The organism is Aeoliella mucimassa (assembly GCF_007748035.1).
GTDB lineage: Bacteria > Planctomycetota > Planctomycetia > Pirellulales > Lacipirellulaceae > Aeoliella > Aeoliella mucimassa.
The window spans coordinates 2,440,176-2,464,594 of sequence record NZ_CP036278.1; the positions used below are offsets into that span (position 1 = coordinate 2,440,176).

General features: G+C 58.7%; 25 protein-coding genes. 19 read left to right on the forward strand and 6 right to left on the reverse strand.

The genetic code is table 11. The features are described 5' to 3' along the window. Window positions 1-24 precede the first annotated feature (24 nt). The 3 genes from Pan181_RS26040 (at window position 25) to Pan181_RS09845 (ending at window position 1,486) form a co-directional block, all read left to right on the forward strand. Complete coding sequence (locus tag Pan181_RS26040; RefSeq protein ID WP_197529114.1) at window positions 25-192, forward strand: hypothetical protein; 168 nt, start codon at window positions 25-27, stop codon at window positions 190-192. A 205-nt stretch (window positions 193-397) separates the two neighbouring features. Continuing rightward, on the forward strand, window positions 398-706 hold the full coding sequence (locus Pan181_RS09840) for a hypothetical protein (protein WP_145246657.1): 309 nt from the start codon (window positions 398-400) through the stop codon (window positions 704-706). A 63-nt stretch (window positions 707-769) separates the two neighbouring features. Continuing rightward, a complete protein-coding gene (locus tag Pan181_RS09845) occupies window positions 770-1,486 on the forward strand; it encodes a phospholipase D family protein (protein ID WP_145246658.1) in 717 nt (238 codons plus the stop codon). 526 nt (window positions 1,487-2,012) lie between these two features. Here Pan181_RS09845 and Pan181_RS09850 read toward each other — a convergent pair. Continuing rightward, on the reverse strand, window positions 2,013-2,774 hold the full coding sequence (locus Pan181_RS09850) for a CvpA family protein (protein ID WP_145246659.1): 762 nt from the start codon (window positions 2,772-2,774) through the stop codon (window positions 2,013-2,015). Between the two features lie 274 nt (window positions 2,775-3,048). On the opposite strand from Pan181_RS09850, the gene Pan181_RS09855 reads away from it, so the two are divergent. Continuing rightward, window positions 3,049-4,041: a metal-dependent hydrolase gene (locus Pan181_RS09855; RefSeq protein ID WP_145246660.1), complete on the forward strand. Its 993-nt coding sequence runs from the start codon at window positions 3,049-3,051 to the stop codon at window positions 4,039-4,041. 35 nt (window positions 4,042-4,076) lie between these two features. Here the strand turns inward: Pan181_RS09855 and dtd are convergent, their stop codons facing one another. Then, complete coding sequence (gene dtd / locus Pan181_RS09860; protein ID WP_145246661.1) at window positions 4,077-4,517, reverse strand: D-aminoacyl-tRNA deacylase; 441 nt, start codon at window positions 4,515-4,517, stop codon at window positions 4,077-4,079. 94 nt (window positions 4,518-4,611) lie between these two features. On the opposite strand from dtd, the gene Pan181_RS09865 reads away from it, so the two are divergent. After that, entirely contained in the window at window positions 4,612-5,538 is a 927-nt protein-coding gene (locus tag Pan181_RS09865; protein WP_145246662.1) for a ZIP family metal transporter, read from the forward strand. Between the two features lie 30 nt (window positions 5,539-5,568). On the opposite strand, the gene Pan181_RS09870 is transcribed toward Pan181_RS09865, so the two are convergent. Together Pan181_RS09870 and Pan181_RS09875 are read right to left on the reverse strand one after the other, a co-directional pair. Next, window positions 5,569-6,768, reverse strand: a complete 1,200-nt coding sequence (locus tag Pan181_RS09870; protein WP_197529115.1) for a DUF3754 domain-containing protein — start codon at window positions 6,766-6,768, stop codon at window positions 5,569-5,571. Next, window positions 6,765-7,844, reverse strand: a complete 1,080-nt coding sequence (locus Pan181_RS09875) for a YheT family hydrolase (RefSeq protein ID WP_145246664.1) — start codon at window positions 7,842-7,844, stop codon at window positions 6,765-6,767. The genes Pan181_RS09870 and Pan181_RS09875 overlap by 4 nt, the downstream gene beginning before the upstream one ends. A gap of 225 nt (window positions 7,845-8,069) precedes the next feature. Here Pan181_RS09875 and Pan181_RS09880 point away from each other — a divergent pair, with 225 nt between their 5' ends. Further along, the gene (locus Pan181_RS09880) at window positions 8,070-8,810 is read left to right on the forward strand and encodes a hypothetical protein (RefSeq protein WP_145246665.1); all 741 of its coding nucleotides are present in this window, start codon (window positions 8,070-8,072) and stop codon (window positions 8,808-8,810) included. Here the strand turns inward: Pan181_RS09880 and Pan181_RS26045 are convergent. Continuing rightward, a complete protein-coding gene (locus Pan181_RS26045; RefSeq protein ID WP_197529116.1) occupies window positions 8,807-8,983 on the reverse strand; it encodes a hypothetical protein in 177 nt (58 codons plus the stop codon). The two genes, Pan181_RS09880 and Pan181_RS26045, sit on opposite strands and share 4 nt — an antisense overlap. 286 nt (window positions 8,984-9,269) lie before the next feature. Here Pan181_RS26045 and pdxA point away from each other — a divergent pair, with 286 nt between their 5' ends. Next, window positions 9,270-10,310 carry a 4-hydroxythreonine-4-phosphate dehydrogenase PdxA gene (pdxA, locus tag Pan181_RS09885; protein ID WP_145246666.1) on the forward strand — a complete coding sequence of 347 codons (1,041 nt, stop codon included), beginning with the start codon at window positions 9,270-9,272 and terminating at the stop codon, window positions 10,308-10,310. A 20-nt stretch (window positions 10,311-10,330) separates the two neighbouring features. Beyond that, window positions 10,331-10,957: a histidine phosphatase family protein gene (locus tag Pan181_RS09890; RefSeq protein WP_145246667.1), complete on the forward strand. Its 627-nt coding sequence runs from the start codon at window positions 10,331-10,333 to the stop codon at window positions 10,955-10,957. Here Pan181_RS09890 and Pan181_RS09895 read toward each other — a convergent pair. Beyond that, complete coding sequence (locus tag Pan181_RS09895; protein WP_145246668.1) at window positions 10,929-12,077, reverse strand: hypothetical protein; 1,149 nt, start codon at window positions 12,075-12,077, stop codon at window positions 10,929-10,931. The genes Pan181_RS09890 and Pan181_RS09895 overlap by 29 nt on opposite strands. Before the next feature lie 234 nt (window positions 12,078-12,311). On the opposite strand from Pan181_RS09895, the gene Pan181_RS09900 reads away from it, so the two are divergent. From Pan181_RS09900 to Pan181_RS09950, 11 genes are all read left to right on the forward strand, one after another. Continuing rightward, a complete protein-coding gene (locus Pan181_RS09900) occupies window positions 12,312-13,649 on the forward strand; it encodes a hypothetical protein (protein WP_145246669.1) in 1,338 nt (445 codons plus the stop codon). Window positions 13,650-13,813: 164 nt separating this feature from the next. Beyond that, window positions 13,814-14,503 carry a hypothetical protein gene (locus Pan181_RS09905; protein ID WP_145246670.1) on the forward strand — a complete coding sequence of 230 codons (690 nt, stop codon included), beginning with the start codon at window positions 13,814-13,816 and terminating at the stop codon, window positions 14,501-14,503. Between the two features lie 57 nt (window positions 14,504-14,560). Beyond that, window positions 14,561-15,826: a DUF11 domain-containing protein gene (locus Pan181_RS09910; RefSeq protein WP_145246671.1), complete on the forward strand. Its 1,266-nt coding sequence runs from the start codon at window positions 14,561-14,563 to the stop codon at window positions 15,824-15,826. Between the two features lie 99 nt (window positions 15,827-15,925). Then, window positions 15,926-16,825 (forward strand): DMT family transporter, encoded by a 900-nt coding sequence (locus Pan181_RS09915; protein WP_145246672.1) that lies wholly within the window; start codon window positions 15,926-15,928, stop codon window positions 16,823-16,825. Between the two features lie 64 nt (window positions 16,826-16,889). Further along, entirely contained in the window at window positions 16,890-17,999 is a 1,110-nt protein-coding gene (locus tag Pan181_RS09920; RefSeq protein ID WP_145246673.1) for a pyridoxal phosphate-dependent aminotransferase, read from the forward strand. Between the two features lie 37 nt (window positions 18,000-18,036). Further along, window positions 18,037-18,540 (forward strand): cupin domain-containing protein, encoded by a 504-nt coding sequence (locus Pan181_RS09925; protein WP_145246674.1) that lies wholly within the window; start codon window positions 18,037-18,039, stop codon window positions 18,538-18,540. Window positions 18,541-19,651: 1,111 nt separating this feature from the next. Further along, the gene (locus Pan181_RS09930; RefSeq protein WP_261342249.1) at window positions 19,652-20,677 is read left to right on the forward strand and encodes a DUF1559 domain-containing protein; all 1,026 of its coding nucleotides are present in this window, start codon (window positions 19,652-19,654) and stop codon (window positions 20,675-20,677) included. A 61-nt stretch (window positions 20,678-20,738) separates the two neighbouring features. Continuing rightward, a complete protein-coding gene (locus Pan181_RS09935; RefSeq protein WP_145246675.1) occupies window positions 20,739-20,942 on the forward strand; it encodes a hypothetical protein in 204 nt (67 codons plus the stop codon). Window positions 20,943-21,008: 66 nt separating this feature from the next. Next, window positions 21,009-21,584, forward strand: a complete 576-nt coding sequence (locus tag Pan181_RS09940) for a sigma-70 family RNA polymerase sigma factor (protein WP_145246676.1) — start codon at window positions 21,009-21,011, stop codon at window positions 21,582-21,584. Next, window positions 21,581-23,404: a LamG-like jellyroll fold domain-containing protein gene (locus Pan181_RS09945; protein ID WP_145246677.1), complete on the forward strand. Its 1,824-nt coding sequence runs from the start codon at window positions 21,581-21,583 to the stop codon at window positions 23,402-23,404. Before Pan181_RS09940 ends, Pan181_RS09945 begins: the two co-directional genes overlap by 4 nt. A gap of 159 nt (window positions 23,405-23,563) precedes the next feature. Further along, the gene (locus tag Pan181_RS09950) at window positions 23,564-24,292 is read left to right on the forward strand and encodes a PEP-CTERM sorting domain-containing protein (protein WP_197529118.1); all 729 of its coding nucleotides are present in this window, start codon (window positions 23,564-23,566) and stop codon (window positions 24,290-24,292) included. The last annotated feature ends 127 nt before the right edge of the window (window positions 24,293-24,419 follow it).

Genomic DNA, 24,419 nt, shown 5'->3' on the forward strand with positions numbered 1-24,419 from the left:
GTTAAGGTTCGCCTTACGCCGGAGGTGATTGAAAAGCTCGACGAGTTCGCGGAGCAACTCCAGGCGAGCCGAGCCCATGTTTGCGATTTGGTTTTGTCCGTGGCAATGAATGAAGAAGCAGAACGGTTCTGCGATGCTGTTGCCGAGCGGCTCAATGATGCTCGGGAGAAACTGCGGGAGAGGTGGCAGTAATGGATGAGCCGATAGTCTCGATTCCTGTGTTTGGCGATTGGTCTGTCGCGAACGTGATCACCAGAGCCATCATTGTGGTGGGTGCCAACATTGCCGTGGGTTCAGCAGCACTGATTGCGTTCCTCATCATTCGGTACGGCCTCCGCTGGGTCCGTATCGCGTTGTGGGCGAGACGCATTACTAATGCATTGAGGGAGGATGATTGATGACAACACGCGAGGTCCTGGAAGACTACGGAGTGAATTACCTCCTTCACGAGGTCGACCGCCTCACGGATCAGATGGCAGAGAAGCTGCAACAACGGGAGGAGTACCGCGAACTGAAACGGATTGCGGAGACTCAACCAGGGTTAGTGAAGGAAGCCTTGTACATGCTGTTGGCAGATCGCATGTCGGGGATTGCTGTCGATCGACTGGAGAAGCGATTGACGATCGCGGCCAAGGTCGAGGAGATGCACGACAAGCAGATCGCGGAGCAACAGAAGAAGCTCAAAAGTGAGGAGGACGCGTGGTAGCGTGTGTATCGGATGCTAATTAGAATAGGGTTGTCCTATTCCTGTTGTCTTCCGAGATCGATAATGGCTAAGTTTTTGAATACGTCGGCGATAACCTATTACGTTGAGGAGCTGATAAAGGGCGCTCGAGAGCGATTGATCATCATAAGCCCGTATCTCAAGTTCAATGATCGTGTGCGTGAGCTGTTAGAGGACAAGGATCGGCTGAAGATCGATGTACGGATCGTTTACGGCAAAAACGAGTTGCACCCTGATGAAACCAATTGGCTTAAGTCGCTGGGATTTGTGCGATGTAGCTTTTGTAAGAACCTTCATGCGAAGTGTTACCTAAGCGAGACGGGAGCGATTGTTACCTCAATGAACATGTATGAGTTCTCGCAGGTGAATAACAACGAAATGGGCGTTCTGATTACGCGTAAGAACGACCCGGAGTTGTATTCCGATGCGTACAAGGAGGCGCAACGTCTAATCCGGATCAGTGATGAGGTAAAGCTGTCAGTGGAGAAGGTGACAACGGGTAGCGAGGAGCCCTGCTCTGATGAGCCTGAGAGGGAGAGTGCCCCTGGGGTGGCGAGGCTATCGACCACGAAGCTGTCCAAACACGTGGGCATGAAGACGAAGGATCTGTTTACTAAGCTGCTCCGCTTGGGATGGATTGAGAAGGCGGACTCGGGCTGGGCGTTGACGGCAGCAGGAGAAGAGAAGGGCGGTGTAGTGAAGAATAGCAAACGATATGGAGAGTACATTACGTGGCCTAGTGATCTCAATCTTGGAGAGTAGCTTGCGTGACTGATGTTATTGATAGTTTTCGACCGGAATCGTTCGAAACGGACTTGACGGAGAATTCGCTAGCGGCTTAGTATTTGATGAGAGGTTGTTGGAGCAACTTCTAACTCTGATCCGGCCAGAGAGGTAGACCGGAAAGCGGCAGTTCAGTAACGCCCTCGATGCAGGGAAGCACTGGCGGAATAAAGAAGCCCCCGCGGGTGTTGGAGCACCCCGGAGGCATGGCCCATTGGTGATTTGAGGTAGAAACAAATGGACGTGTCCATTCTACCCGCGAAACACTTCGCAGCAAGGTCCTTTTGTTCGCCCGGACCTTTTTCGGCGTACCCCCAACGTCCGATAATCGCTGTTATGTTCGTTTTAGGCCGTTTTTCCCCGGGAAATACGGCCATCCCCGTGATAGCGACGTTCGCGTTATCGGCAGGCTTCTTCAACGATGCAGTTGCCTACCCTGCGTTGATTCGTTGCTTCATCGCAATCAACCAAGCGAGTTGTACGTCAGGCTTGTTGAGCGTCAGCGTTAGTTGCCTGGCCATGTGTTGGAGCTCGACGAGCCCCACGTGTTGCCACCGTTCTGGGTGCCGCCTTGGGGCCAAGTACCACCACCCTGCGGCCAGGTCGAACCACCGTTATTGCCAGGGGGGTTCGACTGGGGTGCAGGCTGTTGCGTGCTGGTGGTGTTGCCGCCAGTTGGCCAACCACCCCCCTGCCCGCTTTGGTCGCTCCCCGGCCAGCCGCCAAGATCGTTCAAACCGCTACCAGCCGGTTGATTGGGATCGAGCCCTTGCTCAATGCGGTCGACGTACGGACCGATGACTTTCTGCACCTCGGGCGGGACCACCGCGTCGCTCTTGGCCAGGATCACTCCGATGTAGTGCCCTGCTCTCGAGTTGAGAATCGCTGGGCGGTACGACTCGAGCAACGTGGCCGCAAAGAACGTGATGGCGATGCACCAAAGCACGCCGCGGGCGAAGCCGATGAGTGCGCCCATCTGCCGATCGAACTCATTGAGTTTCACTCGATCAATCGCGCCGGCCACGCCACGGAACATCACCCACACGCCGAGCGAGCTGGCGACGTACAATGCCAGCATGGCGGCGAAGCGATTAAATGGTTCGGTGTCGCCAAACATCGGCGCAATCGCGGGGCTGAAGTTCACGGCCACAAAATAGCTGACGATCAGCGAGGCCAAGTAAGCCACTTGCCAGGCCATGCCTTTCACAAATCCAAACAGTGTGGTGCCCACTAGTACGATCAACATGATCAAGTCGTAGGTCTGCATCGTGTAACTCGTCGGTGGAAGGGTCTCTATCTACGTAGACTGGTCGGGGAGTATAGCGAACCACCCTAAGCAAGCGAATAGCAATGATAGCGAGGAAACTCAGGTTACCGATGCAAGCACTCATTTTTACCGATCGCAAAGCAGGGGGCTGACAGCGGAATTTTCCCAGCGACGAAATCTTCGCTAGCAGTGCTTGGGGTTGTGCGAGTCGGCAGCAACGCCTACTCTTCCCACGCGTCTCTCTGTAGCTCCCCGTCTGCTTACAACTTTTGCCATGGCCGATTTTCGTACCCACGTCACGACCAGCTCGGTGCTCGGCATCGGCTACGCCGGCATGGGTATCGTCTCGGGCATGGAGATCGAGTCGGCCATCGTCGGCGGGGGGCTCTGTGGCGTGTCTGGCATGCTGCCCGATCTCGACAGCAACTCTGGCATTCCGATACGCGAAGCCACCGGCTTTGCCGCAGGCATCGTGCCGATGCTGTTGGTCGATCGCTTTCGTTCGATCGGTATGCCTTACGATCGCATGGTGCTGATCACAGCGATCCTGTATTTCGTCATCCGCTTCGCGGGTGCTCAACTGCTAGGGCGGTTCACGGTCCATCGCGGCATGTTCCACAGCATCCCGGCAGGGCTCATCTTTGCCGGCTTGGCGTTCTTGATCTGCGGACCAGCTGACGAATACCAGGTGCGCTACTTCAAAGCAGGGGCCGTGTTCTTCGGTTTCATGTCGCACTTGTTCCTCGACGAACTCTACAGCATCCAATGGCAGGGTGGCACCTGGCGACTCAAGCGTTCGTTCGGAACCGCCATCAAGCTGTGGGGCAAAAACGGGTGGGCCAACTTCAGCACCTACACCAAACTAACTATCGTTGCGGTGATGGTAGCTAGCGAGCCGAGTGTGATGAGCTACCTTGAAGAGAGATATCCTGAGCTGGCCGACCGAGTACAGCGAATCAACGAGGCACAAGACGAGCTGGTGACCAACGTCCGCGACCGCGTCCACGCAGGAAGCGAAACTCCCAACGAAACCACCGCAGCGAATCATTCCACCACGCCTGACTCCAGCTCGGCGACTGCGAACTGGTTACAGCCGGGCAGGACGCAAAGTTCGCAGCCAACAAGCTATCCCACCCCCAACAGCAATCCACCAAGCAACTTCAGACCTTCATCGGTGGAAGAAGACTTTAAACCTAACGCAGGCCAGCCGGACTACGGTACCGCGCGTCCGTTCTACCGGGCGAGCACCACTTTGCCACAGCAGTAACCAATCGCGTAATCTCCAACTGCTCGCGAGTGGACTTAAGGAGTCTCGAGCCACAAGGTCACGGGGCCGTCGTTCACGAGTGCGACTTCCATGTGATGGCGGAACTTACCGGTGCCGACCTCAATGCCGCGCTGGCGCACCGCTTCGACCAGTTCCTGGTAAAGCTCCACCGCCAAGTCGGGAGGTGCCGCGCCGGTGAAGCCAGGCCGCTTTCCCTTCTTGCAGTCCCCAAACAGGGTGAACTGGCTCACCACGAGCATCGCTCCCCCCATGTCGGCGAGCGAGAGATTCATCTTGCCAACTGGGTCGTCGAAGATGCGGAGACCCACCAGTTTTTCCGCCATCCAGGCGACCTGCTTCGAGGTGTCGTCGTGCCCCACACCGAGGAGCACCATGAGCCCCGGGCCGATCTGCCCGGTGATCTCGCCGGCGACCGTAACTTTGGCTTCGGAGACACGCTGAACAAGGGCTCGCATAGGGAAATCCGTGTGGTTGGTCAGTTGTATGAGTGCTGCAAACGCGTCATACTAACGCGCTTCCCTACAGTTTGCCTACAAACCCCTATCCTTAATGGCTGCCCTCACCTACCTGATTTACTACTGCGTCGCGATCCTGCTGGCCTCGGTCTTTGGCGGCATGATTCCCAAATGGTGGAATCTCACCCACCGCTGGATGGAGATCGCAGTGAGCTTTGTCGCCGGCATCATTTTCGGCGTGGCCATGCTGCACATGTTGCCGCACGCCATTCTTTCGGCGCTGCAATCGAGCGCGCAATCGCCGCACGCGACCTTGCTCGGTTTGATGGTGTGGTTCGTACTCGGCTTCCTGGCAATGTTCTTGATCGAACGATTCTTCTGCTTCCATCACCATGAAGCACCGGCCGACCACAGTTTTGATCCGCCCCACGAACATCATCATGATCTCGAGCACGACCACGAACATGGTTGCAGCCACCAGCCCCACTCCGATCATGTTCACGACATCACCTGGAGCGGAGCGGCTGTGGGACTCACGCTGCACAGCGTACTGGCGGGGGTCGCCCTGGCAGCCAGCGTGATGCATGGCCATGGCGGTGGAACGCTCCCCGGCCTCGGTACCTTCTTGGTGATCGTGCTGCACAAACCTTTCGACGCGATGACCATCGCGACACTAATGGGCCGTAGCGGTTGGTCGGTTGCCGCCCAGTCGATGGTGAACGCCCTGTTCTCGTTGGCCATCCCGCTCGGCGCGGGGCTGTTCCTGCTTGGCGTATCGCCCGACGTTGGTCCGGTGTGGTTCGCCCTGCCCGCTGCGTTGGCCTTTTCGTCTGGCGTGTTCCTCTGCATCGCCGGGAGCGACTTGTTGCCTGAGTTGCAATTCCACCACCATGACCGCTGGAAGCTTTCAGCAGCGCTCATCCTCGGGCTGGGTGTTGCTTACCTGGCTGGCCGCTTCGAAGGTCACACGCACAACCTACCGTTGCCGAACACGCCAGCAGCGACGAAAGCCGAGAGCTAGCGGCCGCGGAGTTTCGTACACGCGACTCGGTTACTGGAGCTCGAGCATGCGGATGCCGGGCCCCTGCCCCAGTTCGTGCAGCACATCAACCGCTTCGTCGAGCGGAAGCACATCCTGCGGTGCGCCCGCCGGACAGAGTCCCAGCTTCACTAGCTTTTGCTCTGCATCAGCAATGTCGAAGTCGACATCCACTCCGTAGCGGGCGTGGATGTAATGTTCGATGTGCTCACAGAACGTTTTGCCGGATTGCTCAAACTCGCCGAACGGAGCCAAGGCGAACAGATACGCCAACAGTGCTTCCTTGAACTCTTCCTGTTTGACCGTGGCAACCAGCAACTGCAGCGCGCTGGCGTTGTTGCCCATGTTTTGAAAATAGAGATGCCGGGTACGCTGCCAGTCGCGGCTAAGCCGGGCGTTGCGGTACCCGAGCACCGAGCGGATGCCGACCGTGCCGACGCCGACCAGGATGACCATGGCCAACTTCCACAGGGCCGCGAACCCGACCACGACCTTCATGATGGTCATGCCAAGGGTACTGGCTCCCGTGCCCCACAGTTTGATGCGATCCCACAGCGTCATCGTGACCTCGGCATGCGGCAGCAGCGCTTCGGCCTCGGCTTCGGGAATGTCCTTGAACAGCTTGAGCATTACGAACGGGTCGTTCTTCAACCGAGCGAGTACCACCAGTCGCTTGAAGATCGGCACTGAAGAGGTACGCCAGATCCAGGGGCGCCACCAGTCGCGTTCGCGCTTCTCGACCTCCCCCCTGCCCCGCACCCAGAGCCGCAAAAACTCGACTCTGTTGGGATCGACCCGCACGGTGAGATTTCGCGACCGCGCTTGCATCACCGCCTGGGCGATTTGCACGTCGTCGAGTTCTTCGTAGTTGGCTTTGTCGAGCACAAACTCGAGTTGCTCACACAACTCGTCGTACTCTTCCGGCCGAGGAAGCGGCGGCTCGCGCATCGGCAGCGTATCGCGATCGGGATTGAACAACGAGTAGGCGTCGGCCAGGTTGCGTTCGAACGTACCGGTCTCGTGATCGATCACGTGCTCCAGCGCGGCGGCAAACGCTCGCAGCGACTCGGGAGTCAGCCCAAAATAGCCGGCATCGGCAGCCAGCGTGTCGACCAGGTCGCAGGCACGCAGCGGCAAGAACCGATTGTCGGGACGCGACCAATCGGATTCGCCCGGTTCGAGAGAAGTCAGTGTATCGACTTTTGGGGTCACGTCGCTCGTTCGTCCTGTTGTTGTTTCGAGCGCCATCTCTGGAAAGTAAAGCTCCAATTCGTCGCCGGCTTGGCGTCTGCCTGCTCGGTAGCTGCGGGATCGCCGAGTATCCACTCGATGACCCGCCAATCAAGCCAGTATCGATCGGGATCGTTGCCCCGGCGGCCGACGAATCCCAAATGCCCGCCGCAACCAGTCGAAAGCAAGTAGGTATTGCTACCCAGCTGTGCTTCGCGAAGCGGCTCGATGGGAACGATCGGATCGTTCGCGGCCGCAATGATCAACGTGGGAATCTCGATGCGATGCAGGTGACGCGCAACGCTTGTTTGTTCGTAGTAGTCGTCGGCGTTGCGATACCCGCCGAGCGGCACCGTGTAGCTCTCGTCGAAATCGCGCAGCCGCTTCGGGCGCGGCAGGTGGTCGACGTTCGGAGCGCCGGGCACCGCTTTGGATCGGGCGATCACCTTGTCCCACATCTGGCGGGCGAAAAACTGATCGTACTGCCGATTGAGCGAACGATTGAGCAACTGCTCGACCGCAAACAAGTCGACCGGCGGGCAAACTGCGATGGCTCGTGTCCAGTTGGTTGGCTTGGTCGAGTGTGTCGCCAGGCTCAACGTGAGCGCTCCACCGAGCGAGAATCCTGCCACTGACAGCGGCGAGCCAGGCGCGAGCTCGGCAATGCGGTTGATCGGCGGCTCGAGATCGGTGCTACGTCCGCAGTGGGTAAAGGTGCGAGCGAGTAGCTCCCCTGCCCCGCTCCCGCGGAGGTCGAGTCGGAACACGCGGACACCGCGCTCGTAGAGCTTGTTCGTAATGCGAACCACGTACCGGCTCTGGTGACTTCCGCAAAGTCCGTGCACCAGCATGGCCGTTTGGTCGCCTGGTTGCCAAGCGGGCGGGCAGTCGTCGTGGAGGACGAGTTGGTCGCCATCGTCCAGCCGAATGTGGTGCTGCACGGTCGTCGCCAGGGCGGGGCGGGCTGCCAGATAGCAAGCAGCTAATGTCTGACGATGCCCCCCTGCCAGCAGTGGGTATGGCTTGAAGTTACCGGTCAGATGTGGCGAACTACTCATTCATGCCCCCCCAAACAAACCGCCCGCAAGCGAAGTTGACCTTTAATTAAAGGGGTATTCGCTGGCTGCGGGCGACTCTTGCCCTCCAGCGACAGCTTCGATTCAAACAATTCCATTGCGTTTCTATTCCTTCAGCTGCCGATCACCTACTAGAGCGACGAAGTCGACCCGTTGCGGGTTCACGTTTCTACCGTTAATTCTGTCGTGTTACGAGGGCAATTGCAAATGCGTTGGTTAAGTCGCTGGCTCCGACCGCCCGACCACCCTCGCATGGCCGTTACGGTGGTCAGCCACCGCGATAGCATAGTCGCCGACTCAGCGACCGAGCAGTGGAGCCCGGTGTTCTCCTTGCTCGACTCTCGCGGTATTCCCGCCACCTGGGCTACAGGAGCTCGGGATACGGCACGCTTGGCATCGCTGCTGGTGGGAAGCCGAGTTTCTCACGAGCTGGCCCACCTCGACTTTGGTCGAGCGGTTGCGGCCAACCTACCTAGCTTTCGCCATCAATCGCAACTTGCCCAAAAGGTGAGTTTGCCGCTGCGAACGTTGGTCACTCTATCACGGGGTGTGCATCCTTCGGTGCTGGCTCAACTGCAGGCGCTGGCGGTGGTGCCGCTTCATCGTCGCGGAGCCATCAGCCACACCGGGCAGCTGCGGGCGTTGGCCTGGAACATCTGGGAGGCACCGGCCACCGATCGCACCACGACTTCGCCGAGCGACGAAACGCTAGCGAGGTTGAAGATCCGAGTACGGCAAGTCGTTCGGCAATCGTCGCGACTGCACTTGGTGATCGATCCTGAGTTTCCCCTGGCGGGCGGCGAGCTTCAGCAGTTCGAGCGGTGGCTCGACCAGGTCAGCGACTACGCCCAGCGAGGCTGGATTCGATTCGAAACCGTTGCCCAGGCGGCCAGCGATATATCGAGCTCGCTGCAGCAGCAACGGTCGCTCGATCGGCAAGCGGCTTAAAGATCGCGGTAGGCGTTCCAGCTCAGGTATCCCAGGATGCCGGAGCAGACCATGAAGCCCAGATCGACGATAATGCTCTGACCACCGAAGGTCACGCCGACCAAATCGAGTCCAAACGCCAAGAGGCAGATGCCAGCCACGGCCATGCCGGCGAATGTCAATGCTTTGGCCATGTGGAAATCCCTGCGGTCGTTTGCTAGTCAATCAAAGTTAGTCTGGGGAAGATACGCTGGAACTTCCTAGTATACTAGCCGACGACGAAATGTCATGCGGCCCAGCGCCCCAAGTGACGGAACACTCGGGTTTCGGGATTAGAAAGTCCGACTATGTCGGTAAATTCGGCAATCGGGGCCCGATTCTTCCCTCGGTTTATACCGGATCTGGGGGCCATATATAGCCCGGGGGTGGTCGGGTAAGATGCCATGCATCTCTATTTTGGTCCCCTGCCCTGCTGCTGACATGTCTGAGAATCGTCTGCCGATACTGGCCCTTACCATGGGCGACGCCGCTGGCGTGGGCCCCGAAGTGATTGCTGCTACTTGGGGAAACCCTGAAATTCAAGCGATTTGCCGCCCTTTGGTGATCGGAAATCCTCAAATACTCCAACGGGCTAGCCAGCTTCGGGCATCCGATCTTACGGTCCGCGTGGTCGACTCGCCTGCCGATTTGGCCCGGTTGCCGGCCGAACGGGGGGTAATGGACTGCTTGCCGGTCGGTAGCGACGACGTGCTCGACGTACCGGCCGGGGTGAACGATGCCCGCACCGGTCAGGCGGCGTTCGAGGCCATTACGCGGGCAACCGAAATGGCACTCGCCCGCGAAATCGATGGAGTGGTGACCGCACCGATCAGCAAGGCGGCCCTGCACGCAGCTGGACACGACTACCCGGGGCATACCGAACTGCTGGCCGAACTGTGCGGGGTCGAAGAGTTTGCGATGATGCTCTATCTCCCCCCCGGCGTGGCCAACAAGTCGCCCGCGGGCTTGGGAGTCGCTCACGTGACGTTGCACACGTCGATGCGAACCGCGCTCGACATGCTCAGCATCGAAGCGGTCGTCGAGAAGTGCCAACTGGCCGACGACATGATGCGGAAACTGGGACAACCAGCCCCACGTATCGGAGTCGCTGCCCTCAACCCACACGCGGGCGAAGGAGGACTGTTCGGCGACGAGGAGCAAACCATCATCGCCCCCGCGGTCGCCCAGGCGAATGCGATGGGACTCAAGGCCACCGGTCCGCTGCCAGCCGACACGCTGATGATCGCCGCCCGCGATGGGGCGTTCGACGGAGTGGTGGCCATGTACCACGACCAGGGACATATCGCGCTGAAATTGTTGGCCATGCACGCGGCGGTAAACGTAACGCTTGGCTTGCCGATTGTCCGCACCAGCGTGGCCCACGGCACCGCGTTCGATCGCGCCTGGCAAGGCACCGCTGAGACCACCGGCATGATCGCCGCGATTCAAACCGCCGCCAAACTCGCTTTGCAGCTCCCCTAGCCTAGGAGAATTCACCGCCGATGTCGGACGCTTGCCATATTTACCTGATTCGTCACGGGGCGACTGCTCACAATTTGCTCGACCCACCTCGCATGCAGGGTCGTCATATCGACGAACCACTAACCGAACTCGGCCAGTCACAAGCCGCGCAGGCCGCCGTGGCGCTGCAGAGCAAACCGCTTGCGGCGGTCTATGCCAGCCCCCTGCGACGCGCCATGGAAACCGCCCAGGCGATCGCCGGCGCGCATCGACTCGACCCGACCGCCCTGGAAGGGCTGGCCGAAGCGGATGTCGGACGGTGGGAAGATCGGGCATGGGTGGAAATCGCACAAAACGATAAGGAAGCGTATTTAGGCTTTCGCAACGACCCGGTCGCCCAGGGCTATCCCGATGGGGAAGACCTTGGCACCGTTTACGAGCGTGTTGCAGAAGCGATCGACCAAGTTGCTTCGCAGCACCTAGGTCAGGTTATTGCAGTCGTCGCTCACAGCGTGGTGAATCGTGTTTACCTGGGTGGCCTGCTTGGGGTACCGTTTGCTTTGCGGCGGAAGATTCCCCAGGACAACTGCAATTACAGTCTTGTGAAGTGGACCACCAAGAAACAAAGCGTCGTCACGGTTAATGCGGTGCATCACCTGGAGAGCTAGCCAAGCGTCCCGCTTCGCGCTGGGCCACCCGAATGGCCTCGGCGCGTTCGAGACGACGCTCGTAGCCGGTGGTGCCATCGTCCCAGTCGGGCTCGCGTGGCGCTTCGTAGATGAAATCGACCGTGCTGATTTCGCGATTGAACTCCACCCCTTGCATGGTGAGCCGGGCCAGTGGTTCGTTGCTCAACTGAAACAACGACGCCTGCTCGACCTCGATGCTGGCCAGCGAGTCGTCGCGGGCGCGGTATTCAATCAGGTAGGGAAACAGATCGTCCTGTCCGAGCAGAATCATCACGTTCATCGGCATCCACTCCGGTAGCGGAGCACTCTCGAGCCGTTTATGCAAACGCTGCGTGAGTAGCTCTCCGGTCAGATCGTCGTCTTCCACGTCGGAGAAATCGACCAGCACGTTCACGACCGATTCGGTACGCCAACGACCGATGAGTCCGATCACTGGTTGATCGCCCAGGTTCAAATTCTCCGGGGCGCGAAACACGCCGGGCTTGCTGAACTCGAAATTGGCCCGCAGCGACTCGAGCAACTTCGGCAGCCCGCCGATGGAGGTCGTGAGTTGATTCGATAGCGGAATAGAATTCGCCCCCGAAGCCGGAACCTTGGGCGATTGCTGCTTTTGATGCCGGCGGAGTTCCCAGAGGTCGATCCGCTCGATGGTCCTTCCGCTGGCCGCTACGCGGTCGATCCAGAGATGGCCATCCTTCATGCACTGCAGCAGCGAAGCCCGCACTCCGTCGTGCTGGGTTTCGAGCAACCACCAGAGTTGGCGACGATCGCCGCTACCTTGTTGCAGGTACTTGCCGTTGCCAACAATCCGCATCCCTCCCAAGTGAGCCTCGTGCAGCAGCTTGGCCGCAATGCTCTCGGTTTGTTCGAGCCGAGCGATGGCCATCATCATGAGCCGATCGCCCGAGGGATCGCTCGCGATGTTCGCCGCGTTGATCCTCAGCAGGTTCTCTTCGTACTGCTGCTCGCGAGTGGCTTCTTCGTTGGCCTGCTTGTTGGCTTTCCACTGTTTAATCGTGGGTTCAGTCACGAGGTAAACCGCAGCTCCAGCGCCAGCGACGATAATCAGGGTCGTTAAAATGCGGAACTTATTCTTCATGGACCGGTTTTGCTGGTTTTGCCAAAGAATCGGATCACAAAAGTCCGACCTTTTAGTCCCAGAGGAAGTGCTCTCAGTACGGCCGTGGTTTCCGACGTTGGAACCAGTGCCATCACTGCGAGCACACCAGTTAGGGTCGCGGATTCTAGTCGGTTGACTAGAAGAGCGTCCACCGCACTTCGCGACCGGTGCTAGCAAGGTGTGCCGGCGAGACCATTCCCAAGGGGGGACACAATGCGTTGTACTTTTTGGCTTTCGAGTATCATGCTCGTGGCCGCACTGACTTCCGTCGGATGCACCGGCGCCAAGATGGGTTACAATTTGCCACCATCGCAACAGCTGATGGAACCAGGCCCTGGCGTCGGTGGTCCTGGACCAGGCGTTATTCCTGCACCCGGCCAAGTTGGCGTGGGTGGTAACATGGGCGCCATGCAGGCTTCGTATGTCGAAGACGCTGCCTACTGCCAACCAAGCGGCGGTGCTTGCTATGCGGGTTGCCCCGCACCAGCCGGCATGGGCATGCCTGCGACGTCGCAGATCTCGTTCCTCGGCGAAGAGCCGTTGCAGATCTCGTGGGACGTTAGCAGTGCTGGCATGTTCGATTCGTCGCCACTGTTTGTTCCTGGCAAACAAGATTTCTCGCAAGGTGCCATTTACCGCCTGAAGGTTACCAACCTGCCAGGTCGTGAATCGGTGACTTTGTATCCCACGCTGGAAGTTGCTCCGGTTACTCCCCGCACCGATGCCTACCTGGCTCACGCGGCAGTGCCTGTGCAATTTACCGAAGAAGACTTCGACCAGGTGCTTAGCGGTAACTTCGTGACCAAGGTGATTTACCTGCCGGATCCCGAGTTCACCGAAGTCGCACTGGCGGGTGTCGAAACATTGGTCAGCACACGGCTTGATCCGGGTGTCGATCCGGTTGCCGAAGCCGATCGTCGTGGTTCGATCCTGGCCATCCTGCGGATGGGTAGCAAGGACCTGGGCTTGTCGTCTGGTGCTCCTAGCGATGGCAGCATCATGCCGGCCCAGTTTGAAGAAGGTCAAATGATGGATTCTCCCGAACACGTGCCCGCCCCGATGGAGGGCGAGTACGTGGGGGAGTACATGGGCGAAACCTACCCCGTCGATAGCTACTACGACGGGCAAGGTTACGCCGGTGCGAACTCGATGCCGCTGGGTGCTCCGACCGCTGGGATGATGCCCAACCCGGTACCACCCCACATGGTAGCCAACATGGCTCCCGCCTGGGGCATGCCGATGAGCGGTACTCCGATCGGACTGCCTGGTCCTCCGCATATTCCATTGGGTTCGCCCGCTGGTCTGCAGAAGCACACCATGACGAATCGTACCCGCATGGTGATGCCTGGTCCTACGCAGGAGTTCAACATGACCGTGAACCAGCGTCCCGGCATGAACTATCCCGCACCAGTGAACAACGTTCGTATCAACGAAGTGAATCGTGCTCCGGTACAAGCCTTCGGTGGCACCGTACCTGGTCCGGTTCCCTCGGCCTTGAACAAGTCGTGGTTCAAGTTCAAGTCGATGTTCCACAAGTCGGACTGCGAATAAACGACTTGCGAACAACCGTGCTTGATAGCACGCCTGTAACAACAAGCAGCTTAAATGCTGCCACGTGACTTGGTTGAACTTATCCATCACCTAATCCGTAACTTATCGTGAAACTAACATCGACAACGGTCCGCCGCCTCAGACGCTTTTCCATCGGTCGAGCGATGGCGATTGGCAGTCTGCATTTGGCCACCCTACTATGTGTGCTGGGCACTAGCCTGGCCGGAGCGCAAACGCCGGCCACGCATCCCCTGCACGCGGGTGCCATGCAACCGGGAGCGATTGGAAGCCAACGCCTCCTGAGAGGTGGACCGTTGTCGGGATACACTCAACCGGTCGAGATTCGTGTGCCGGAAGGAACCGAAGTGGGCATGGCCACCGGCGGCCATTTCCAGGTTCCCCAACCCGGTAACCCGGTAGTGGGACTGCGAGTGGGTTGTGTGTACCGCTTGAAGGTCACCGGCCTGTTCGACCGTCCGGGCGAAGCGGTGTTTCCCACCGTGGAATTGATTGACCGGCTGTATCCGCCACCAGGAACTGCTCAAAAGTTCCCGGTACCGATCGATATTACGGCCGAGGATCTGGAGCTTGCCGCTCGCGGCATGTTCGTCACTCGAGTCATCTATGTAGAGGATCCGAACCAGGCATTGCCGGTTGACCAGGAGGAAAACAAAACCACCTGGGTCGAAGCTCGCCCGGAAGAAGATCCCCTGCAAGTCGCCGACGCGGCCGGACGCCCGATTGCCATCCTGCGGCTGGGCGGACGCGATCTGAGTCAGGCCACCGGGCAAGGATTCACCACCTATGGCGATCCTCCCGTGTTCGAATACCAGCGAAAGCCGAGCCAAGATTAATCGGCCCGCTCGTTTAGTTACTTTTTCTTCCATCGCGCACGAGACCCTTACGACACCATGCCTGCACTTCCTAGTCAAAGCGTGATGCTGTTTCCACGGTGGTTCCGTGTGATGGTGGTAGCTGCTGCCCTGCTGGTGCTGTGTGCCTGCCAGTCGAACTCGACCATGGCGCCGCATTCGACGCTGGCCGATTATCCTCAGGCAGCCCAACCTTATCCGGTGGAGCAAGCACAGTTTGCTTCGCAGGACTGGGTAAACCAGGTACCGACCGATCCTTACCATGGCGAAGTGGCTCCCTGCAGTTGCCATGCTTGCCAAACCGCCAGCCCAGCAGCTGGCTACGCTTGCCAAAGCTGCCCACCACAAGGTGGTATGGCCTGCGAACCGGTTGCTTGCGAGCCACAAGCAGCGGTAGGACCTTCCGACGAGTACCTGTGCGACGGTGGCGACTTCTACACACCTGCGGGCGTGGGTTACGACTGGCAAATCAAGGGGCTGGAACAAGAAGACACGATTACCCACTACGACACCAAAGATGGTCGCGTGATTGTGAAGCCCAGTAACCGCGTCTGCATTTATGCTCCTCGCTTTGGAGCAGTGCGTAAGGTCGACAACCTGTTGGTCAACCAAAGTCGCGTCGGCCCTGGTGGCATCATCGATGAAGTCGCCTTGGCAAGCTCGGGGCGCGTCGACACCGCGACGACCACGTTGGAACAAAAGTCGCCGATCGCCAGTCTGGGCGATCAACCGGCCAACCTGTTCCGCGGTCGCTTGCAAGCCGGCGGCGTGCAAACCCGCATCGGTGCTGCCGATCTGGAAAACGTTCTCGCTCCACAGCTTAACCTGATGGTGGTCCGACTCGGCATCATCGACAACGCCGAGAAGCCACGTCTGGCCAAGGCCTTGGTCGCGGCGGAAACTTGGGCCAGCGATATCTCGGCTCAGGTGGTCGTGGATGGGCAAAAGGTACATGAGCAAGTCGGTCGCACCCAATGCGGCGAGATCTATGGCTTGCAAGAACCCGATTCGCCCCAGATTCGCCTGATCAAGCTGGCTTCGACCGGAGCCGCTCAGCTGGGCGAAGAGGTGGAGTTCACCTTGCGGTTCGACAACGTCGGCGACCAACCGATCGGCAACGTGACGATCGTCGACAACCTGGCGACCCGCCTGGTGTACGTGCCCGACTCGGCCAAATCGACGGTCGACGCCGATTTCTCGACCGAGCCCAACGAGGGTGGTTCCGAGGTGCTTCGCTGGGAGATCACCCAACCGCTGAAGCCGGGCGAAGGTGGCGTGCTGCGGTTTAAGGCTCGGGTTCGCTAATCCGACTTTGCCGGTGCTGTCACTCGCAGCTGCTGCAGGTTGTGGGTAGAATGGCGGATTTCCCGCCTGGCCCCCTGCCCTGCCCCGCTGCTCTGTCTCATGGCCTACCTGTATTTCGCAATCGTCTGCTTGTTGTTCGGATCGAATTTCAAGCTGATGGATGTCGCAGCCACTGCGCTCGGCCCACTGACCGTGGGGTCCGCTCGCCTGCTGGGGGGAGCGGCCGTGCTGTTGGGCATCGTGCTGGTGAAACGGCAGTCGCTGGCGGTCGATCGTAAGACGCTGCTGCGGATAACCATTGTCGCGATCACTGCGAACGCCTACCCGTTCGTGATTCAGCCGTGGATCCTCAGTCAGGAAGCGGATCACAGCTTTCTGGCGATCTTCGTGCCGCTCACGCCGTTGATGACGATCATGGCCGCGGTGCCGATGCTCGGCGTGCGTCCCACTGGCAAGCAAACCATCGGTGTGGCCGTCGGTCTGGTGCTGCTGGTGTGGATCGCCTTGGCCGATGCCGAAACGCACCACTTTCCCCAATGGCTGATGCCGATCGCAGTGACGGTTCCGCTGTCGTACGCAATTGGCAACACGCTGGTCCGCCAGCAACTGCAGCAGGTGCCCGCACTGGTGATTTCCTCCATTCAGCTCGCGGTCGGCGGAACGTTGCTGCTTCCGCTGGCGATTTGGGAATGCCTGACGATGCCAACCAAAGGTACGCCTGCCGATCTGGAGCACGCCGTGTTCGCGTTGTCGATTCTCGGCCCGCTCGGCACCGGTGCTTGCATCGGCTTGTTGGTTCACCTGATTCTCGAGCGCGGGCCGCTGTTCGCCGGCATGACCACCTACGTGATTCCGCTGGTCGCCCTGGGGTGGGGCTACCGCGATGGCGAAGCGATCAGCACCCTGCAGCTTGTCGCCATGGGAGGCATCCTCTGCATGGTGGCCCTGGTTCAGTCGAGCCAGGCGAACTACGTGTCGGCCGCGAGAACTAGTCGTTAACCATCCAGAAGTAGTACACTGGACTTTTGGCTCTCCCTTTCCTCCTTTCCCTTGTTGTCTTGTCATGCATCCCTGGATCGCCCAACGCACGCAGTACGTCGACAGTTCCGGCATTCGCAAAGTGTTCGACCTGGCGGCCAAGCTGGCCAATCCCATCAACCTGTCGATCGGCCAGCCGGACTTCGCCGTGCCCGATGCAGTGAAGCAGGCAGCCATCCAAGCAATCAACGACGACCAGAACGGGTACAGCCTGACCCAAGGCATCCCCGCCCTCCGCGAGCGGTTGCAGGCCGATGTCGACAAGCAATACGGGCACGACAATCGTCGGGTGCTCGTGACCAGCGGTACTTCCGGCGCGCTGGTGCTCGCGCTGATGGCCATGGTCGATCCCGACGACGAAGTCATTTGTTTTGATCCTTACTTTGTGATGTACCCAGCCCTCACCGGCATGGTGGGTGGCAAGGTGGTAAAGGTCGATACCTATCCCGACTTCCATGTCGATCTGGCCAAAGTCGAAGCGGCTATCACGCCTCGTACGAAGCTCATCCTGTTCAACAGCCCGGCGAATCCGACCGGCGTGCTCGCGACCGAGGACGAAGTCCGCGGGCTGGCCGAACTAGCGGCCAAGCACAACATTGCTATCGTGTCCGACGAGATCTATCGCCGGTTCTGTTACTCCGACGAGCTGGTGAGTCCAGCGTCGTTTAACGATCAGGCGATCGTGGTCGATGGGTTCAGCAAAACGTACGGCGTCACCGGATGGCGGCTCGGCTTTGTGCATGGGCCGGCTGAGATCATCGACAAGATGACGATGCTGCAGCAGTACACCTACGTATGTGCTCCGCACCCGTTGCAATGGTCGATGCTGGCCGCGCTCGATGTCGACATGCAGCCGTACGTCGATTCGTATCGCCATCGCCGCGACTTGCTGCTCGACGGACTTCGCTCGGCAGGCTACGAGGTCTCGCAACCCGACGGGGCATTCTACGTATTCCCCAAGGCACCTTGGGGAACCGGCAGCGAGTTCGTCGCCGAGGCCATCGCCCGCGAGCTGCTCATCATCCCGGGCAACATCTTCAGCGCACGCGACACTCACTTCCGCATTTCGTACGCAGCGAGTGAAGAGACCGTAAAGCGCGGCATCGATGTGCTGACCGACCTGGCCAAGCGTTAGTCGTTTATTCTCTCACGAGCACCTCCTTCAAGGTTTCATGTCTGTTACGCGTCAACAATGGATCGATTCGCTCGCCCTCCAACCTCACCCCGAGGGTGGCTGGTATCGCGAGATGTACCGCGCGGACGAATCGGTTCCACAGACCTCGCTCCCCTCTCGGTTTACTGGCGATCGTTCGTTCAGCACCGCGATTTACTACTTGCTCGGCCCTGGCGACTTCTCGGCACTGCACCGCATTCACCAAGACGAGCTGTGGCACTTTTACGATGGCTCGCCGCTGGCGATCGAGGTGATCCACCCCGACGGCCGCGCCGAGCAACTGCGACTCGGTCGCGATGTGACCGCCGGCGAGGCTCCGCTGGCGATCGTGCCAGCCGGTAGCTGGTTCGGCGCCCAGGTACTCGACCCCACCGGCTTCGCGCTCGCTGGCTGCACGGTAGCCCCCGGGTTCGACTTCGCCGACTTCGAGATGCCGACCCGCGACGAGTTGCTGGCCCTCTTTCCGCAGCACCAAGCCCTCATCACCCGGCTAACACGCTAGGCGAGCTGGCGGGCGGTTCGGTTTTGCGAATTGGCTGGCACCAATGTTCGCGTCGTCGGTCGGCTCTGAGTCCGTTGTGTTATGCCCCCAAAAGCCCGAAATCGATTCGTGGGGGCTTTATTCTCGTTTCACGGCGGCCACGAAGGTTCGTTTGATCCTTTAAATTCAGGCGTTTTTTCATAGAGGCCGAAACCACCCGACTGGCGTTTCGCCCCACTGCCCCAAAAAGTGGGGGCAAAACACGACGGCACGCCCCACCCCATTCTTCGCTGCTCTACCTTCTGCTTCATCCGTTTGCCCCCCATGAGTTCTCCTCTTCGTATTGCACCTAACGGCCTGCACTAACTATACACTTGTATCCCACCTGTTATAGCAGAAGTGGTGGCCATTTCGAAGCGAAAAGTGCACAAATCACAAGAAGAACCCTGTCCCGCTGAAGGAGAGGACTTTGCAGCCAACACCAGTAGGCTTGGCTGAACGGAAAGTCGACCGATGGCATAAACAATCAGGCCGAACCACATGCACAGGCATGGACAACAACAGCTTGGCCGAGCTTATGATCAAAGAGCTGGGTAGGCGCGCAGCGTGAGCGCAGAGTGCCCGACGGGAGTGCACGCAGTTTACCGAACCCGCCAGGGGCCGTCAAATTTTTGACTTGGTTTTGGAATCGAATTCCGTTCCTCGCATTCGTTTCGTCAAAAATATGTTTGGACCCGCCGGTCAAATCGGCTAATATCTCGTCGGAGGAAGAGTAGCTTCCATAGCAAGCTTCGTTTTCACGTTACTCCAAGCAGTGCAACACCTTAAGAAGGAATACGAGAGAGTGATTTCAAAAGACTTTGCCAGTATTAACGAAAAAACTGGCAAAACCTCTGTAAGACTTCGCCCTCAGCGGTAAACCTTCTATTAAGCCCTTCATGTCTACTCATGAGGGCCCCTTTTCAGGCGGTCGTCTCAGGCGACAAGACAACAATCACCTTTCGGCAACCTCACTTTTTTTCGGGGGGGGTGAGATAGGTGACGTTCACACGGTATCGGCGGGCCGATCAGCGATGCTGGTCGTAGATATGTGTTGTGATTGATGCATCGCACTCGTTATGGAGAAGATAAGATGGTGCGCACTCGCTCGGGTTTTACCCTAGTTGAACTGTTGGTGGTGATTGCCATTATCGGTATCCTTGTGGCATTGCTGTTGCCAGCAGTTCAGTCCGCCCGCGAAGCCGCGCGGCGCAACAGTTGCAAAAACAATCTGAAGCAAATGGGCCTGGCCCTGCTGAACTACGAAAATGCGTATGGCGTTTTGCCTGGTGGTCAAACCGATTCGTCTTTGTACTATTCGGTAAACACCCAGATTCTTCCCTACATGGAACAAGGTACGACTCACGACCGGATTGAGTTCGATAAATTCATCTACGATACGAGCAGTGCCAATCCGACGATTGCCCAAGTGCAACCCGAAGTCTATCTCTGCCCTTCCGATCCACAGCAAGGTGGCAACGCCTACTCGTGGTCAGGCAGTAGCGGCTCGACCTTCATGGGATGGACCAACTATCACTCGAATGCTGGCAGTTGGGTGCGACTCGGTGGCTGGGACGGAGTGTTCGGCCCCATGAACGACACCGCCGGTAAACCGGCCTTCAAACCATTACGTCTGGCCCGCGTTGTCGATGGCACCAGCAACACCGTTGCCTTTGCCGAGGTAGCCAATGGCCTGGCTCCCGACATCGCTTCGGGCACCGGCACTGGCGATCCGATTGCCGACTGTTTTGAGTTTGGCTCTCCGCCTAGCGGCAAGCTTGCGGCCGTGCAGAATCAATTCCTCGAGAAAGACTGGCGGACCGCTGCAGTCCCATGGTCGGGCGAGTGGCGTTTCCGCGGCTACCCCTGGGTCGAAGGCACTATGTGGCGCACTTGGTACAACCACTTGTTGCCGCCGAACTCGGTCTGCTGGCGTCCTGATAGCTGGTGGGAAATCGTATCTCCCGCGTCGAGCTACCATGCTGGCGTCGTGAATGCGGTGAAACTCGATGGCAGTGTCGACTCGGTACCCGAAGATATTGATCCAATCGTCTGGACCGACATGGGCACCCGCGACGGTTTGCCCCCCGAGCCACAAACCACGGGTCCACGCCGGTAAGCCGGTTGGTTCCCTTTCCGAACATTTGATATTACGTGTTTCGAAACGAATGAGTCTCTCCATGAAGAAGATGCTTTCCCCCACCAGCCGCCCTGCCCTGCTGCCTCGATTCCATGCTCTATCTGCCCTGCTATTGCTGGCAGTACTCGGCATTGGGCAGATTGGATGCAGCTCGGAAGAACCGGAGCCGATCACTGGTGACCAGTTGGAGGAAGCGGTAGAAGTGGAGCAGAATCGCGCCAACCGCGAGCGTGAAGAAGGTTAATTGCTATCTGCTTGTGATGCTGCTGTAGTCTGTTTGCTTCGTTTATCGCCTGCTTTTGATTTGCTCATGTCCGCGAAATCGGTCGACAGTTCGACCCCCAACGTCGAACCGCTGGAATCTCGCCGCACGCTAAGCGTGTTGTGGTCGCAGCATCATTTGATGGTGCTTGGCTACATACGTTCGGTGGTGATCGATTTCCATATGGCCGACGACGTGCTGCAGGAGACCGCCGCTGCGGTGGCCGAGAAGTTCGACGACTACGACTCGTCGCGGCCGTTCCTGCCATGGGTACTCGGTGTCGCCCGCAACAAAATTCTGGTCGCCCTTCGTAAGAACTCGCGCGACCGTTGCGTGTTCGACGAAGACCTCGTGTCGCAACTAGCCGATACCTATTCGCAGCTCGACATCGATAACAACGAAGCCCAGGAAGCACTGAGCGAGTGCGTTTCGACCCTGCAGCGTCGCGCCCGCAAGTTGCTCGAACTCCGCTACGTACGCGATCTGTCAGCGAATGCCATCGCCCAGGCCACTGGTACCACCGCCGGCGCGGCAGGCGTGGCCTTGCATCGCATCCGCAAAGCCTTGAAGGACTGCGTGCAATTCAAGCTCGGCGAAGCCATGCATCCAGGAGGCGATGCATGATATTCGACTCCCGAAATTCCGATTCGTCTTCCGATGCAGCGATGCTATGCAGCGCGTATCTCGATGGCTCGATTACCGAAACCGACTTCGCTCAGCTCGTGGATTGGCTGAAGAGCAGTGAAGAGCATCGTCGAGAATTTAGCCGCATTTCGATGCTCCACACCAACCTGCAGGTGGTGATGCAGCACAACGACATGGTCGACTTCTTTGCCGAAGACCAGTCGCCCGACAGTTGCTTCACGATGGTGGATCCTCGCAATATTCGCATCATGCTCGAAGAAGCCGCCGAAGCAGCGGCTCGCCGAGCCAAGGAAGCGGCCGAACGCGCAGCAGCCGAAGCGGCCGAGGCCGAACGCAAGCGTCGTGAGGAAGAAGAACGCAACCGACCGGACCGACCAAAACCGATTGAGATTCCGCAAAGCGCCGCCTATCTTGCGGCGGCGGTGCTAGCCGCTTCGCTACTGCTGGCCGTGAGTGCGTTCTGGCACTCGCAAGAGTCCGCAACGCAGCAGGTGGTGAGCCATTCGCAAACCGACCAGGCACCGCCCGCTCTTCCCACGATCGCGACACTGACCACTTCGATCGATACCAAATGGTCCGACGCCGATGCGTCGCTCGCGGTCGGTTCGCGGCTCATGGCAGGCCCACTGCGACTCGATCACGGGATGGCACAGATCGACCTCGACGACGGGGCTTCGGTAGTGCTCGAATCGCCGATCTCGCTCGACCTGCTCTCCGCCGGACGGATCCGTCTGCTGCAGGGCAAACTCGTGGCCCAAGTTCCTGAGCGGGCTATCGGCTTCACCGTGACCGCGGGCACCTCGAACATCGTCGACCTCGGAACCGAGTTCGGCATCGACATGCGTAACGAAGGTGGTTTCGGCGTGCACGTGCTCGATGGTGAAATCGCCTTGAAACTCAAGAAAGAAGAAGGCAACGATCTGCCTTCCGAGTCGCTTCACGCTGGCACCGCGCGGGCGGTCGACCCCACCGGCGAGGTCTCCAAGAAGATCGCCATGGATCGCCACGTGTTTATCCGCCGCGTTCCTAGTACCAGCTTCGAGCTTGCCATGCTCAAGAGTCGCCCGACCGCGTACTGGCGATTCAACGAACCAGAGAGCTCGACCACCATCAAATCACTGGGGGAACTCGAACACGAAAGCGGCCTATCGCCAGGCATCGCCCTTGGTGTCGAGAACCGACGCACCGAGGCGGGCAATCGCATGGCTTCGTTTAGCGTTCCCCATCAAGGAATCGACGTCGGAGTGCATCGAGAACTCGCCCTGACGCGCGATTTCACGATCGAATCCTGGATCGTCACGCCAGATAACGTCGACCTCAGCACGCCTCGCCGAATCATTTCGAGTTTCTCCGAACCAAACTCCGGCTTCGCTTTCGGCATCGCGGGTCACGCGTTTGCTGGCAGCAACGAGTTTCCTTCGATGACACTCTTGTTCACATTTTACGGCCAATACGATTGTCTTTCGCTTGCCGGACTTCGTCCCAACGAGTTATACCATGTGGCAGTCACCGTCGACTCGCAGGGCAAACCTTCCCTGTTCGTGGATGGCAGCCCCGTGCCTTGCAAGTTCAATGCATTGTCGCTTACCGACGATGGCTACCAAACCGTGCCGGACAATTGGAATCCACAACTAATCGGCACCCCCAGCAGCAACGTGCGAATCGGCGGAAACCCTCCCAGCCAAGGCCAAACTTACCCCGAAGAATCATGGGATGGTTCGATTGATGAGATAGCAGTGTTCGACAGGGCACTCAGTGCCGAAGAGATTCAGATGCACTACCAGGCGGGATTGCGCTGACCCCAGCAAAATCCAAAAAACAGATAACAGGCAATTACTAGTTTCACCTTTGATTCAGCAACAATACGACGTTGCACCTGATCGTGTTTCACCTTGGGAGATTGCAGACTAATGAACACCTTAATGACCCGCGCTATTGCGCTAACCTGCTTTGCTTGGATGACAAACGCGCAAGCGGCTGTCGTTCAACCTTCTGCTCTTCTCAGTGAAGAGTATGTGTTCAATTCGGCGGTCGACACGATCAACAACGATCGCATGATCAACCCCGTCAACGGAGGAGACTCGCTCGCGACCGCTCTGACCGCGGTACATGAGTTCGGTGGTGTTTACGATGGTTCGTTTGTAACAACCGACCCGGGTAGTTTCCCCTCCGACTTCTTCGACAGCCTCCCCGATGGCGACACCGACGTCGATTTGGTGTTCGACATCACCGGCGGTGGCGATACCTCCCTCGGTTCCGTGATTCTCTGGAACTATGAAAACTCCGGCGGTTCCAACATCTCGGCTGGCAACCATGCCCGCACCATCGAACTTCGTTTCAATAGCGAAGCGGATGGCAGCGAGTCGTTTGACGGCCCCGCGACTACAGTCACTCTGCTTCCCGTTTGGGATGGCGACGAGGATGACACCAACGACCTGCAAGGGGTCAACTCGGCCCAAGCTTTCAGTCTTGGTACTCCCGTAACCGCCCGCTACGCGATGCTGTCGATTACCGACAACTACCTTGGCTTTCAAGGCATCACCGGCGGTGGCGATCGTGTTGGTCTGGCCGAAGTCCGCTTCGCCAGCGAAACCGTGGTGCCCGAACCCTCGACCCTCAGCCTGCTGGCCTTGGCCGCGGCAACGATGGTCGCCGGCGTTGCACGCAGCAGCCGCACTGCTGCCTAGTACTGTCTCCCCCCCCGGGCGCACCCCTGCGCGCGACCACCATATTGCGGAGAGGATTCCCATAAACGATTCACGGCAACGATGAAGGACTGAATGGTGAACGCTTACCACGGATAGCGTTCCCTTT

Bases quoted from the DNA above. Each gene is read 5' to 3' on its own strand.
- Pan181_RS09865 (WP_145246662.1), top strand. From the start codon at position 4,612: ATGGCTGCCCTCACCTACCTGATTTACTACTGCGTCGCGATCCTGCTG.
- Pan181_RS09895 (WP_145246668.1), bottom strand. From the start codon at position 12,077: ATGAAGAATAAGTTCCGCATTTTAACGACCCTGATTATCGTCGCTGGC.
- Pan181_RS26045 (WP_197529116.1), bottom strand. From the start codon at position 8,983: ATGGCCAAAGCATTGACATTCGCCGGCATGGCCGTGGCTGGCATCTGC.
- Pan181_RS09855 (WP_145246660.1), top strand. From the start codon at position 3,049: ATGGCCGATTTTCGTACCCACGTCACGACCAGCTCGGTGCTCGGCATC.
- Pan181_RS09900 (WP_145246669.1), top strand. From the start codon at position 12,312: ATGCGTTGTACTTTTTGGCTTTCGAGTATCATGCTCGTGGCCGCACTG.
- Pan181_RS09850 (WP_145246659.1), bottom strand. From the start codon at position 2,774: ATGCAGACCTACGACTTGATCATGTTGATCGTACTAGTGGGCACCACA.
- Pan181_RS09910 (WP_145246671.1), top strand. From the start codon at position 14,561: ATGCCTGCACTTCCTAGTCAAAGCGTGATGCTGTTTCCACGGTGGTTC.
- Pan181_RS09935 (WP_145246675.1), top strand. From the start codon at position 20,739: ATGAAGAAGATGCTTTCCCCCACCAGCCGCCCTGCCCTGCTGCCTCGA.
- Pan181_RS09875 (WP_145246664.1), bottom strand. From the start codon at position 7,844: ATGAGTAGTTCGCCACATCTGACCGGTAACTTCAAGCCATACCCACTG.
- Pan181_RS09880 (WP_145246665.1), top strand. From the start codon at position 8,070: ATGCGTTGGTTAAGTCGCTGGCTCCGACCGCCCGACCACCCTCGCATG.
- Pan181_RS09920 (WP_145246673.1), top strand. From the start codon at position 16,890: ATGCATCCCTGGATCGCCCAACGCACGCAGTACGTCGACAGTTCCGGC.
- Pan181_RS09915 (WP_145246672.1), top strand. From the start codon at position 15,926: ATGGCCTACCTGTATTTCGCAATCGTCTGCTTGTTGTTCGGATCGAAT.
- Pan181_RS09950 (WP_197529118.1), top strand. From the start codon at position 23,564: ATGACAAACGCGCAAGCGGCTGTCGTTCAACCTTCTGCTCTTCTCAGT.
- Pan181_RS09945 (WP_145246677.1), top strand. From the start codon at position 21,581: ATGATATTCGACTCCCGAAATTCCGATTCGTCTTCCGATGCAGCGATG.
- Pan181_RS09840 (WP_145246657.1), top strand. From the start codon at position 398: ATGACAACACGCGAGGTCCTGGAAGACTACGGAGTGAATTACCTCCTT.
- Pan181_RS09890 (WP_145246667.1), top strand. From the start codon at position 10,331: ATGTCGGACGCTTGCCATATTTACCTGATTCGTCACGGGGCGACTGCT.
- Pan181_RS09940 (WP_145246676.1), top strand. From the start codon at position 21,009: ATGTCCGCGAAATCGGTCGACAGTTCGACCCCCAACGTCGAACCGCTG.
- pdxA (WP_145246666.1), top strand. From the start codon at position 9,270: ATGTCTGAGAATCGTCTGCCGATACTGGCCCTTACCATGGGCGACGCC.
- Pan181_RS09925 (WP_145246674.1), top strand. From the start codon at position 18,037: ATGTCTGTTACGCGTCAACAATGGATCGATTCGCTCGCCCTCCAACCT.
- Pan181_RS09845 (WP_145246658.1), top strand. From the start codon at position 770: ATGGCTAAGTTTTTGAATACGTCGGCGATAACCTATTACGTTGAGGAG.
- Pan181_RS09905 (WP_145246670.1), top strand. From the start codon at position 13,814: ATGGCGATTGGCAGTCTGCATTTGGCCACCCTACTATGTGTGCTGGGC.
- dtd (WP_145246661.1), bottom strand. From the start codon at position 4,517: ATGCGAGCCCTTGTTCAGCGTGTCTCCGAAGCCAAAGTTACGGTCGCC.
- Pan181_RS09930 (WP_261342249.1), top strand. From the start codon at position 19,652: ATGGTGCGCACTCGCTCGGGTTTTACCCTAGTTGAACTGTTGGTGGTG.